This is a genomic window from bacterium, assembly GCA_008933615.1.
In the GTDB taxonomy this organism is placed as follows: Bacteria; CLD3; CLD3; order SB21; family SB21; genus SB21.
On record WBUR01000060.1, the window covers coordinates 1 to 13,581 of the forward strand.

The 13,581-nt window shown below is 45.0% G+C and carries 10 protein-coding genes; 5 read left to right on the forward strand and 5 right to left on the reverse strand.

Annotated elements, in window-relative coordinates; translation table 11 throughout:
- Positions 1 to 341: 341 nt before the first annotated feature.
- The 5 genes from F9K33_15650 to F9K33_15670 all read right to left on the reverse strand — a co-directional run bounded on the left by F9K33_15650 (position 342) and on the right by F9K33_15670 (position 5,017).
- Positions 342 to 965: a hypothetical protein gene (locus F9K33_15650; protein KAB2877726.1), complete on the reverse strand. Its 624-nt coding sequence runs from the start codon at positions 963 to 965 to the stop codon at positions 342 to 344.
- A 155-nt stretch (positions 966 to 1,120) separates the two neighbouring features.
- The gene (locus F9K33_15655; protein ID KAB2877727.1) at positions 1,121 to 1,879 is read right to left on the reverse strand and encodes a succinate dehydrogenase/fumarate reductase iron-sulfur subunit; all 759 of its coding nucleotides are present in this window, start codon (positions 1,877 to 1,879) and stop codon (positions 1,121 to 1,123) included.
- Positions 1,880 to 1,936: 57 nt separating this feature from the next.
- The gene (locus F9K33_15660) at positions 1,937 to 3,850 is read right to left on the reverse strand and encodes a fumarate reductase/succinate dehydrogenase flavoprotein subunit (GenBank protein KAB2877728.1); all 1,914 of its coding nucleotides are present in this window, start codon (positions 3,848 to 3,850) and stop codon (positions 1,937 to 1,939) included.
- Positions 3,851 to 3,916: 66 nt separating this feature from the next.
- Positions 3,917 to 4,297, reverse strand: coding sequence for a GxxExxY protein (locus tag F9K33_15665; GenBank protein KAB2877729.1), 381 nt, complete (start codon positions 4,295 to 4,297; stop codon positions 3,917 to 3,919).
- Positions 4,298 to 4,336: 39 nt separating this feature from the next.
- Entirely contained in the window at positions 4,337 to 5,017 is a 681-nt protein-coding gene (locus F9K33_15670) for a succinate dehydrogenase cytochrome b subunit (GenBank protein ID KAB2877730.1), read from the reverse strand.
- A gap of 709 nt (positions 5,018 to 5,726) precedes the next feature.
- Between F9K33_15670 and F9K33_15675 the strand changes: the two genes are divergently transcribed.
- The 5 genes from F9K33_15675 to F9K33_15695 all read left to right on the forward strand — a co-directional run bounded on the left by F9K33_15675 (position 5,727) and on the right by F9K33_15695 (position 13,402).
- Positions 5,727 to 8,891 carry a vitamin B12-dependent ribonucleotide reductase gene (locus tag F9K33_15675; GenBank protein KAB2877731.1) on the forward strand — a complete coding sequence of 1,055 codons (3,165 nt, stop codon included), beginning with the start codon at positions 5,727 to 5,729 and terminating at the stop codon, positions 8,889 to 8,891.
- A gap of 160 nt (positions 8,892 to 9,051) precedes the next feature.
- The gene (locus F9K33_15680) at positions 9,052 to 9,771 is read left to right on the forward strand and encodes a hypothetical protein (GenBank protein KAB2877732.1); all 720 of its coding nucleotides are present in this window, start codon (positions 9,052 to 9,054) and stop codon (positions 9,769 to 9,771) included.
- Positions 9,772 to 9,913: 142 nt separating this feature from the next.
- Entirely contained in the window at positions 9,914 to 11,257 is a 1,344-nt protein-coding gene (locus tag F9K33_15685) for a PhoH family protein (protein ID KAB2877733.1), read from the forward strand.
- A 59-nt stretch (positions 11,258 to 11,316) separates the two neighbouring features.
- Positions 11,317 to 11,898 carry a DinB family protein gene (locus F9K33_15690; protein KAB2877734.1) on the forward strand — a complete coding sequence of 194 codons (582 nt, stop codon included), beginning with the start codon at positions 11,317 to 11,319 and terminating at the stop codon, positions 11,896 to 11,898.
- 337 nt (positions 11,899 to 12,235) lie between these two features.
- On the forward strand, positions 12,236 to 13,402 hold the full coding sequence (locus tag F9K33_15695; protein ID KAB2877735.1) for an MFS transporter: 1,167 nt from the start codon (positions 12,236 to 12,238) through the stop codon (positions 13,400 to 13,402).
- Positions 13,403 to 13,581 lie beyond the last annotated feature (179 nt).

Below are 13,581 nucleotides of genomic sequence, written 5' to 3' on the forward strand. Positions count from 1 at the left end.
GAAATGAATTGCAACAACAATAAGCAGGCCTGTACACAGCGTAACTAAAGCATGCCCAAAATGAAGCAGTAAATTATTATGCGCTCTTTGAATGAGTTCTGCCGGTCCTAAAAAATGAGGATTTAAAAGATTGGGATGTCCGGCGAAAGCAAAGATAAAAATTAGCGGAAAAATTATGAATGATAAACCAACACCTATCCGTTTAGTACTATTTATCCTACCATGTTGAGTATTCATTTGTTTGTCTCTTTTGATTGTTTTGTTCAATAAGAAATTGATTCCAGATGTTATGATCTCTTTTTTTTTCACATTATTTTTTAAAATTGCACATTAATTATCTCTTAAAATTTGTAACCAAAGTGAAGCCCCGGTTCAAACAAGAAATAATTCGGCCATTTGTTTTCTAATTTATCAAATGTTTCAGGGACGTTGGTATTGATAGGCCAGTGAGTCATTGCCACCGAAGGCTCTAAAAAAAACCGGTTTTTAAGGAGTTGAAAATGATAACCTAAACGATAAGTCATAAATAACTGGTATCCGTTTTGAATCTTTTTATTATCTTCATCTGCATATTTTTGTAAAGCATTCATTGCATGAACGGCTGCATATGCTCCTTTCCAGAAAAAACGCTGATAGACAAGCGCAACACCAAACGTTCTAATATATCCCGGGTATTCTTCTTCGGGAGCTTCAAATGATTTTCCATAGGGGATTCCCAATGGCCAAGCATATTTCCATGTTTTTGCTTCTATTGAAACAACATCTTTGGGAGTTATACGATAACCAACGTTGAGTTGAAAAAAATCAGGCGGGTTGGCCTGATTTGTATTTAGATTTGCAAGAATGAAAAGTGAGCTTCCTACAAAGTACTTTTTATTAGTAGATTCTCGTTCTGTTTTTTGACTATATGCGGATGAATCAGCCAAAACTAAAACAATAATTAATAGAACAATTTGTTTTCGCATAATATTAGATTTGTAAATTGATTATCAATAACCTTGCGCCCCCCAATACGCTACTAATAAATAAATGTTTCACAAAGTTTAGAATCATGGTCGGGTTAACCAAAAAAAAGGGGTTGCATTGCGCAACCCCTTTCAAAAACAAATATTTAATCTACTTAGCTAAAAGCCGCTTTTACATACTCCTTACGCATAATAGCGATATGGGTAATCGATATCTCTTTGGGGCACGCGGCTTCGCATTCGCCGTGATTGGAACAGTCGCCGAATCCAAGATCATCCATTTTTCCGACCATATTCAGCACGCGTTGTTTTCTTTCTGCCTTACCCTGCGGAAGATAGGAGAATTGGGCGATCTTTGCAGCAACAAACAGAGAGGCCGATCCATTAGGGCAGGCGGCAACGCAAGCGCCGCATCCGATACATGCCGCGGCGTCCATCGCTTTTTCAGCCATATCTTTCGGCACGAGCAGGCTATTGGCATCTGCCGCCGATCCGACGCGGCAGGACGTGTAGCCGCCCGCAGATATGATCTGATCAAAAGCTGTGCGGTCCACGACAAGATCTTTGATTACAGGAAACGCTTTCGAACGCCATGGTTCGATCGTGATGGTGTCGCCGTCGTTGAATTTCCTCATATGAAGCTGGCAGGAGGCGGTACTGGATTCCTGGCCATGGGCGACGCCGTTGATGACCAGACTGCACATACCGCAAATACCTTCGCGGCAATCGTTATCAAATTCCACCGGATCTTCGCCTGTTTTGATCAACTGTTCATTGAGCACATCCAGCATTTCCAGAAAAGACATGTGCGTTGAAACATCCGTCAGTGTATAGTCTGCCAATTTTCCCTTGGTGTTCCCGTTTTTCTGTCGCCAGACTTTTAGTTTCAGAGTTAGTTTACTATTCGTATCCATATTTCCTCGCGTTTTTTACCGCAAAAGCGCCATGAATCAACATTGCGGTGAAAATTATTATTTATAACTGCGTTGACTTAAATGAACGTTTTCGAATTTCAGTGGTTCTTTATTGAGAATCGGTTTCTTGTCTTTACCTGTATATTCCCAGGCTGCTACGTAAGCGAATTTTTTGTCATCACGCTTCGCCTCGCCTTCCGGCGTTTGAAACTCCTCACGGAAATGACCGCCGCAGGACTCATTACGAAGCAGCGCGTCGCGCGCCATCAATTCGCCTAATTCCAGAAAATCTGCAACACGCCCGGCAAATTCCAGGTTCTTGTTAAGAGTATCGCCATCACGCGGGATCATAACATTCTGCCAGAATTCATCACGAAGTTTCGGAATTTCCTTCAACGCATATTTCAATCCTTTTTCATTTCGTGCCATACCCACATGATCCCACATGATCTTTCCCAATTCGCGGTGAAATTCTGTGACTGTTTTTTTCCCATTGATAGAAAGTAGTTTTGTGATCTGCGATTTGGCCTCTTGAGTTGCTGCTGTGAATTCTTTTTGATCCTCAGTGATTTTTTTAAAAGTATTTTTCGCAAGATAATCGGCTAAAGTGTAAGGGATAACAAAATAACCGTCGGCAAGACCCTGCATCAGAGCGCTGGCGCCGAGGCGATTGGCCCCGTGGTCGGAAAAATTAGCTTCGCCGAGAACGAACAAGCCCGGGATAGTGCTCATTAAATTGTAATCGACCCACAATCCGCCCATCGTATAATGCACCGCCGGATAGATGCGCATAGGGGTTTGGTAGGGATTATCACCGGTGATACGCTCGTACATATCAAAAAGGTTTCCGTATTTTTCTTTGATATCCGCTTCGCCCAGACGTTGGATCGAGTCGGAAAAATCGAGATACACGGCGAGGCCGGTCTCTCCCACGCCGCGTCCTTCGTCACAAACGGCTTTTGCGTTACGTGAGGCCACGTCGCGCGGAACGAGATTGCCAAAACTAGGATACTTGCGTTCCAGATAATAATCGCGGTCATCTTCCGGAATCTGGTCCGGGGCGCGTTTATCGCCTTTGTTTTTAGGAACCCACACGCGGCCGTCGTTACGCAAACTTTCACTCATGAGAGTTAATTTGCCCTGATAGTCTCCGCTTTGAGGAATACAAGTCGGGTGGATCTGAGTGTAACACGGATTTCCAAAAGTGGCGCCTTTTTTATAGCAGCGCCAGGCGGCGGTTGCATTAGAGTTTTTGGCGTTGGTAGACAGATAAAACACATTGCCATATCCGCCGGTACAGAGCAGTACCGCATCGCCTGAATACGACTCAATCTCTCCGTTAATAAGATTCCGGACAATGATGCCGCGGGCTTTGCCGTCTACGACCACAAGGTCGAGCATTTCCCTGCGGGCATACATCATCACACGTCCTTCGTCGACCTGGCGCATCATAGAACCGTACGCGCCAAGCAGAAGTTGCTGCCCGGTCTGTCCGCGGGCGTAAAACGTGCGCGACACCTGCGCGCCGCCGAAGGAACGGTTGTCCAGTTGGCCGCCGTACTCACGGGCAAAAGGAACGCCTTGGGCTACGCATTGATCGATGATATTGACGCTCAGTTCCGCAAGGCGGTGAACGTTGGCCTCGCGCGCCCGATAATCGCCGCCTTTGATCGTATCATAAAATAAACGCCAAACGCTGTCGCCGTCATTAGAATAATTCTTAGCGGCATTGATTCCGCCTTGAGCGGCAATACTGTGCGCGCGGCGGGGTGAGTCCTGAATGCAGAACGATTTGACATTATAACCCAATTCGCCTAAGGTAGCAGCTGCGGAGCCGCCGGCCAAACCTGTTCCAACTACCAAAATAGTATATTTACGGCGGTTGGCGGGATTGACCAATTTCATATCAAATTTATGTTTGTCCCATTTTTCGGCTAGAGGGCCGTCGGGAATTTTCGAATCCAGTTTCATTTATATTCTCCTCAGATTTTTTACCCGTGAATTTTTCCCACGGAACACACGAAATACACAAAAAGATTAAAGAACGATTCGTTCATATTCTAATTTGGGATAATGACCAAAATTTATTAATAAGCCAAGCTTGAAGCCGGAGGCGTTCAAATAATTTAACATTTGTGCCCGATTTTCATCTGCAATTTTAGAAACCGCTTTAAGTTCTACAATTATCTTATCGTAGCAAATGAAATCAGGTTTATAAGTTTGTTTCAAAATTTTACTTTTGTAACTGAGCTTGAGATCTTTCTGTGACTCGAATGGGATTTCTTGAATTCCAAATTCAATTTCCAGACACTCTTGGTATACTGCTTCTAAAAAACCACAGCCTTTATCTTTATATACATTGAAACTCGCACCTAGTATTGCATAGCTTTCATTTCGATAAATTAATTTTTCGGACATTATTCATTCGTGTTATTCCGTGCATTCCGTGGGAAAAGCTTATTTAATTAATCCAAAATAAATACATAACGGCATTGACAAGAAACCAATTGCAAGAAGGAACGAGAGAAAAATCCCGAGTCCGTATACGATCGCTTTCATTCGGGGATTGGTCAAACCGAGCGACTGGAATGCGCTCCAAAACCCGTGACGAAGATGGAAGCCCAAGAGTATCATCACGATGACATAACCAAACGTGTACGATGGGCGTTGGAAGACTTCGATGACCAACCGGTACAGATCCCGCACCGCTACGCCATCTATTACCGTCAGATAGTGCGGCCCGTACTTAAATGTGATCAGATGTAGAACCGTGAATACCAGCATGATCAATCCTGTCCATATCATGGTTACGGAAGATACGGTTTTTTGTGTGTTGCCGCTCGCGTCGCCCGATTTCATGTATGGTTCCGGTCGCGCTTCCCGTTTCTTCAGGTAAATTGAGATACCGATGATGGCGTGAATGACAAACACACTGACCAATCCGATTTCGATAACATAAAGGAGCAGACCCAGGCTTTCCAGTTTTTTGGTATATGAGTTAAACGCCACGGAACCGATAAAAAGACTCATGTTACCGGCCATATGACCGATCACAAAAAGGGTTAGCAGAATGCCGGTAAGGCCGGTCAATATTTTTTTACCAACCGATGACCATAAGATAGATGAAAAAGGAAGCATAAACGAAGCTCCGAAGTTTTATTAGCTGTTTCATGGGTGTTTTATTCGAAAGAATTATGATATGCATGAGTGTGTGCGGCGAATAGGTGGCTGATTCGTCTCCTGTAGGCTTATTTTCTGGTTAAGATTATACCTTTTTTGGAAAAAAAAAGCAAGAACTTTATCGGCTTGCCCATGAAACGCAAAAAATATCTGACACGAGGCGAGTATCCGGACTTGCCTAAGTCTAAAAACGTCTATATTCATGATGTTATATATTATGCGAATTCTAGTTCAAAAATTCTCATAAGAAATCCGTTTTTTGGTGCTGTAAATTGTTCAAAAATTGTTCAAATTAATATTATGTTAATAACTTTTTTTTATTGTCTGTACTAACTGTTTTTATTACATTAGTAATGTTGATAACTTGTGGATTATGTGAATTCATAAAAATTTCTTGCGTTTGAAAACAAGGTGCTTTATAATGTTTATACCCCTGTTAGAATTGTCTTTCCTAGAGAGAAGGCATTTCAAAAAAATATTAACTGTCTGTTACATTTGATGGCAGTCATGTTCGCAGTACTTTCAAATGGTCTTATTTTCTTTTTTTGAAAAAAGTACTTCAGAAACAAGGGATTTATTTTCTTTCAAAAGTCTTTTCGGTTCGCAACTATAGATTTTTTTTAAAACATTTTTAAAAATAACTCAAAACCCATAAGGATTTTTCATCATGGCCGTTCAAAACCCTGAAATCCAAGTGAAGGATGTGAAAAAGTCATTTCCAAGCAAGGCCGGAAAAAACGAGATCAATGGCATTTCATACGAAGGCGCCAAAGGATTGCGTTTTAAACGATACTTTACGCAAGAAGGCGTTCACCCCTTCGACGCGATCGAATTTGAAAAGCGCACGAGTATGATTACCGAACCTGACGGTTCGATCGTTTTTGAAATGAAAGATCTGGAAATCCCAAAAAGTTGGTCTCAATTAGCGACGGATATTGCCGCATCCAAATATTTCCGCAAAGCGGGAGTTCCTGGAACCGGCCATGAGACGAGCGCTAAGCAGTTAGTTCATCGCGTCGCACACACCATTCGTGCTGAAGGCGAAAAACACGGTTATTTTGACACGTCGGCCGACGCGGAAGTATTTGAGATGGAACTCACGCATCTCCTGATCAATCAAATGGGCGCGTTTAATTCCCCCGTGTGGTTTAATTGCGGTCTCTATCACGAGTACGGTATATCGGGAACCGGCGGCAATTATTTCTGGAATGCGAAAACGGGCAACGTTGAAGCAACCGATGATTCTTATTCTCATCCACAGTGTTCCGCGTGTTTCATCCAATCGGTTGGCGACGACCTGATGGGTATTTTTGAATTGGCCAAAAACGAAGCGCGGCTATTCAAATACGGTTCCGGCACCGGCAGTAATTTTTCCTCATTGCGAGGCAAACAGGAAAAACTTTCTGGCGGAGGCACGTCGTCGGGCCTCATGTCCTTTCTTGCGGTGCTGGATCGTGGAGCCGGTGCTACGAAATCCGGCGGCACCACGCGCCGCGCGGCAAAGATGGTTTGCCTTGATATGGAACACCCGGAGATCGTGGATTTTATTAACTGGAAAGTCAAGGAAGAGAAAAAAGTCAAAGCCCTTATAGATGCAGGTTACGACTCCGATTTTAACGGCGAGGCTTATCAAACGGTTTCCGGACAAAATTCAAATAATTCCGTTCGTGTATCGGATAAGTTCATGAACTCTGTTCTCGAGGACGGCAAATGGAATACCATCGCGCGCACGACCGGCGAAGTAGTTGACACGTACAAAGCGCGGGACCTATTCGATCAGATCGCCAACGCGGCATGGGGTTGCGCCGATCCCGGCATTCAGTTTGACGACACGATCAACGACTGGCACACCAGTCCTAACACCGCCAAAATTAATGCATCCAATCCGTGTTCCGAATACATGTTCCTCGATGACACGGCATGTAATCTCGCCTCGATCAATTTAATGAAACTCACGGACGAGAGCGGCAAGTTCGACATCGATGGATTTCGCGAAGCGAGCCGCATTTTCATTATTGCGCAGGAAATTTTAGTTGACATGTCGTCGTATCCGACGCATAAGATCGCCCAGAACAGTCACGATTATCGTCCGCTCGGATTGGGTTATGCCAATCTCGGCACGCTGCTCATGGTCAACGGAATTCCGTATGACAGCGAAGAAGGACGCGCATGGGCGGGCGCTATTACCGCGATCATGCATGCATGGGGTTATCGCGGCTCCGCTGAAGTTGCATCGATCAAAGGTACTTTTGCGGGTTACAAGAAAAACGAAAAACCGATGATGCGTGTGATGAATAAACACCGTGATGCGGCGTATAAGATCGATGCGGAAAATTGCCCGGAAGAGCTGCTCAAAGCGGCTCGTGAAGATTGGGACGCCTGCGTGTCGATGGGAGAAAAATTCGGTTACCGCAATGCACAGGCCACCGTGCTGGCGCCGACCGGCACGATCGGGCTTTTGATGGACTGCGACACGACCGGCGTTGAACCGGAATTCTCGCTCGTCAAATGGAAAAAACTTGCCGGCGGCGGCTATTTCAAGATCGTAAACGGTTCGATTCCGCAGTCGCTGCGCAAACTCGGTTATAAAGCCGAAGAGATCGACGGTATTATCAAATACATTCTCGGACACGGCACGTTCAAAGGCGCGCCGTATGTGAATCCGGAACAACTCAATCAATTAGGATTTACCGACGCGCAGATTGAAGAAGCGGAAGCGTATGTCAATAAGAATAAATCGCTCGACGAATGGACGCCGCACATCAATATTAAAACGCTCAAAGCCCGCGGGCTTTCCGGCGAACAAATTTCCCGCGCGGTGATTTACATCGGCGGCGCGCAGACCGTGGAAGGCACGCATTTACTCAAAGAGGAACATCTGGCGGTTTTTGACTGCGCCAATAAATGCGGTATCGGCAAACGCTTCATCGATCCGATGGGCCACATCAAAATGATGGGCGCCGTGCAGCCGTTCCTTTCCGGCGCGATTTCCAAAACCGTGAATATTCCGAATGAAGCTACGGTGAAAGATATTGAAAAAATTTATTTCGAAGGCTGGAAACTCGGACTCAAAGCGGTGGCATTGTACCGTGACGGATCGAAATTTTCCCAGCCGCTCAGCAATAAATCTTCAAGCAGCGATATGGACGATATTGCCGGAACGATCACGCAGGAGCAGTTAGACAAAGCCGTCAAAGACGTTGTCGACCGGATGAGCAAGGAACTAAAACGCGGCCAGAAGAAACCCATTCCGCACAAACGGCACGGATTTACTCAGGAAGTTACGCTCGGCGGGCATAAGATCTATTTCCGCACCGGCGAATATGATAACGGGGAACTGGGCGAGATCTTTATCGATATGTTTAAAGAAGGCGCGGCGTACCGCAGTTTACTCAACTGCTTCGCCGTGGCGGTGTCGATGGGCCTGCAATACGGCGTTCCGCTGGAGAAATTTGTAGAGAAATTTACGTTCACGCGATTTGAACCGAGCGGATTTACGAATCACCCGAATATCAAAAATGCAACGTCCATCCTGGATTTTATTTTCCGCGTGCTCGGCATGGAATATCTCGGACGTATGGACTTCGTGCATGTGCCCCCGACACTGGACGGACAACTTCAACCGACTGACATTGTAGAGCCTAAGTCTGAGGAAACAAATTCCCCTGACATGACCGAAGATTCTAAAGCAGCTCACGCGAGCCTGATGGAAAGACAACTCAGCGAGATGATGGGCGACGCTCCGGCATGCGACGTATGCGGGCACATGACCGTGCGCAACGGCGCGTGTTATAAATGTTTGAACTGCGGCAACAGTATGGGGTGTTCCTAATTACCCACTTTGTTCTTTGAACCGGATGAACTTTGCGATCGGAGCTTCTTAACTGACAACGAAAGAGCCGTCTGCCATAGTGAACGTTCAATACAAGACATCGAAAAGGCATAAAGGCACAGGACTTCCTGGCCTATATGCCTTTTTTTCTTATAGGGTCATGTTCATCTTTATTCTTCTGAATTTGTCTGTTCTGACCCTTACGGGTTTTACTCAAACGCGAATTGATTCCAACCAGAGTTTTATCACACTCAAATCAAGAGAAACGATTTACGGAAAAGTGGAACTGAAGTCGCCGCTTTTTGGTTCTGAATATTTGTTATTCAACGACACCGCCAAATATACCGTACAACAGATACGGGCATTTCAAAATGAGGAAGGCTATTTTGCCAATACGTATACGGGCGGGTATTACAGCCCTGAGAAGTTGGTTAAACGCACTCAGACAGGCAAGGTCAATTTATTTACGACGCATCAAATGTATTCCACGGCCGGTTCATGGAATTCCATGTCCACGCCGGGCGGAAGAGTGACGTACTATAATCCGGGCACGACCACTTTTGCCCGGTTCGACTATTTCTCAAAAGATACAAACGACCTGTTGCCCGCCTCCAGAGACAATCTGATGGCCGCGCTGTCCGACAATCCAAAAAGTATACAGCTTTTACGGGAACACAAAAATCTGGGCGTTGCCAAAATCGTTTTGGTTCTGGCCGGCGTGGGACTGATCGGGTCGGCATTCATCGGCGTGGATAAAGATCATCCGCCCTCAGTAGGACTCATGGTAGGGGGCGGTATCGTGGCGAATTTATCCTGGGTGCCTTATTTTATGCAGAACGGCAAGATTGAGAATGCGATCGAGGTTTATAATCGCGATTAAATAGGGGCAACATAAATAGACGGATATATTAGATGGTTCAACTACACACTTTACAATCACAAGATTTTTACGAAGCGCGGGATTAATTATCCACGTGCTTTTTTTTTGAACAAATGATTTATTCACCAACCCGCGAGGCATGATGACAACACGTAATCAAGATGAAAAGAAACGGCTTTTTATCCTGGACACGAATGTGATCCTGTACGATTACACCTGTATTTATAATTTCAAAGAACACGACGTGGTGATCCCGATCGTCGTGCTGGAGGAGATCGATACTTTCAAGAAAGGCAGCGATCTGATCAATTTTCAGGCGCGGGAATTTATCCGCGAGATGGACAAGCTTTCCAAAGATCAATTATTCAAAAAAGGTTTGCCGCTCAGCAAAAGCCACGGACGTCTTTTTGTGGAAGTAGGGGAACCTTTTTCAGAGATGGTTTCCAGCGCATTTACCGTGAACAAGCCCGATCACCGCATTCTCGCCCTCGCCGATCAATTACGTACCAAGCGCAAGGACCGCGAGGTCATCATTATCAGCAAAGATATTAACCTGCGCATGAAAGCCAAATCGCTCGGTATACCTGCGGAGGATTATGAGACGGGTAAGATCCGGAACATCGACGAATTGTACACCGGCATTCAAGTGCATCAGGATTTTGATACGACGGTGATACGCAAATTTTATGAACAGCCGCATGGAGTGACGTTAGACGAGATCAAATTGCCGAAGAAACCCATGGCGAACGAATATTATATTTTGAAGAATCACAGCAGCAGCGTGCTGACGCATTTTAATCCCGCGGCGAGCGTATTGGAGAAAGTTGTGAAAAGGCCGGCGTACGGGATTGAACCGCGCAATGCAGAGCAGGTTTTTGCGCTGGACGCGCTCATGCGCCAGGAGGTTCCGGTTGTCACGCTCACCGGCAAAGCAGGAACCGGCAAAACACTGCTGGCTTTAGCGGCGGCTCTGCAACAACGGCAAAATTACAGTCAGATCTATCTTGCGCGGCCGGTAGTTCCCCTCAGTAACCGAGACATTGGATATTTGCCTGGCGATATTCATGAAAAACTCGATCCGTATATGCAGCCTTTGTGGGATAATCTGGCTGTGATCAAACACAAGTATCCTTCGGAAAGTTCGGAACATTCCCGTATCGCGGAAATGGTTGAAAAAGAGAAGCTCGTGATAGCGCCGCTGGCTTATATTCGCGGGCGCAGTTTGGATAAAATATTTTTCATCGTGGATGAAGCGCAAAATCTCACGCCGCATGAAATCAAAACGATCATTACGCGCGCCGGCGAAGGGGCAAAAATGGTTTTCGTAGGCGATATTTATCAAATCGATTCGCCCTATCTCGACAGCCAATCCAACGGGCTTACGTATCTGGTCGACCGAATGAAAGGGCAGGAACTTTTTGCTCATGTGAATCTTGTGAAAGGCGAGCGAAGCGCGTTGGCGGAATTGGCGAGTAATTTATTGTAGGACGGTCATTCTTTTGATTCTTTTTCATTGAAAGAAAGGAGATTTGAAAGGGTGTAGCTATGGCCGATGTAAAAAATGCACATCTTCAAAATTTGAGCCTTCAGATTGAAAAACATATTGATGCCACGCGACAGATGTTTGCGATGTACAATCCGGCGCAGCTAAACTGGAAACCGGATCATAAGAATTGGAGCGTAGCGCAATGTATTGATCACATTATCATTGCCGATCAACAGTATTTTAAAAACATAAAAAAGGCCATTGATCAGACGATCACGGGAGCATTGACGGAGAAGAAACCGTACCGCCCCGGATTTATTGCAAGATTTTCCATCTATGCACAACGGCCCGGTTTCTTATTAAAATTTAAAACGCCACTTGCTTTTAGACCTTCGGTTAGAACTGAGGGAAAAAAAATATTGGAAGATTTCATTCTTCATGAACAGGAACTCCTAGTTTTGATAAAAAAATGCGATGGATGGGATATTAATACGATTAAACTTCACTCGCCGGTGCATTCGCATTTTAAGTTCAGTTTAGGTGAATGTTTTTCCATACTCGTGACTCATCAGGAAAGGCATTTGCATCAGGCGAGAAGTGTTTCACAACGCGTGGAATTTCCAAAAGGTATTCAGGCATAGGCATTGAATCCGCTTTCTTTTTAAAAAGAAAGCGGCAAAGAAAATTTCGGCTGTGATAAAAATGCCCAAACCCTCGTTCGCAGATTTGGTTGCGAAAAACGATGCTCAATCTTCACGATACGTTGAATTAGAACGTTAATGAAAGCCGTTTTTCGCAGAATTTATACTGCGAACGCGGGTTTCGCCGGCATTTTTATCAAGGCCGGGAATACCAAAGCATGAATCAAGTAAAAGATTTGAAGACAGCATATCATATTGCAACAGCCTCCAAGGCGGGGGCGTACTTTTTGAAGTTTATTGATTAACGAATGTGGGGGCGGTTGGAAAGAATAGCATAATGAATATCATCACCCGCACGATCTGGATATTATCGCTGGTAAGTCTATTTACAGATTTTGCCAGCGAGATGTTGTATCCGGTGATGCCGATGTATCTGCAGAGCATCGGTTTTTCGGCCATCTGGATCGGCATACTGGAAGGAATTGCCGAAGCGACGGCAGGATTAAGCAAGGGTTATTTTGGCAAACTTTCGGACGCGATCGGGAAGCGCGTTCCGTTCGTGCAGCTTGGGTATTCGCTGAGCGCCATTTCAAAACCCATGATGGCAGCGTTCATTAATCCATTGTGGGTCTTGTTTGCGCGAACAACGGACCGGCTGGGCAAGGGTATCCGCACCGGTGCGCGCGATGCAATTCTGTCGGATGAAACCACGCCGGAGCACAAAGGAAAAGTGTTTGGGTTTCATCGCGCGTTTGACACAATGGGCGCCGTTCTGGGGCCGCTAACCGCGTTGCTGTTTCTTCAATTTTATCCTGAATCCTATCGAACTTTATTTTTTATTGCGTTCATTCCGGGCGTGTGCGCTATCGCGCTGACGGTATTGATCAAGGAAAAAAATACTCAGCCCAAAGCAGTGGTGACGAGTTCGTTTTTCTCTTTCCTCCATTATTGGAAAGAAAGCCCGCCCGCGTATCGTCAATTATTATTCGGTCTTTTGGCATTTGCATTGATCAATAGTTCCGATATTTTTTTGCTGCTGATGATCAAACATCGCGGATTTGACGATGCGCATGTTATTTCAATTTATATATTTTACAATCTGGTTTATGCGCTGGCTTCTTATCCCATGGGCATTATGGGCGACCGGATCGGATTTCGTAAAACGTTTATGAGCGGACTCCTGTTATTTGCCGTCGTGTATGCAGGAATTGCATTTAATAAAGAGCTGATTGTTTTTTATTTTCTGTTTTTTCTATATGGATTGTATGCCGCCGGAACGGAGGGAATTACCAAAGCATGGATCAGCAATATTTGCGATAAAAAAGATACGGCAACTGCGATAGGAACTTATTCGGCATTTCAAAGTATATTCACAATGCTCGCAAGTTCCATCGCGGGACTGATCTGGTATTTTGTTGCGCCGTCGGCGACGTTTCTTGTCACGGCGATAGGAACGACGTTGCTGCTCGTTTATTTTATTCGCATTAGAATTTCAAACCAATAAGGTTTGAGAATCCCTTTTGGTTTTTACCACATGACGGGAGGCATTTTTTTCGCTTTGATAAAAGATGTTGCCTTTAACCGATACAGTTACAACCGCTTGCAATAGTTAGCCACCGTTCTTTCTTCCGTTCCATTCAACCAGATAATATTTTTTCAACTTGACATTAAATATTTTTATAA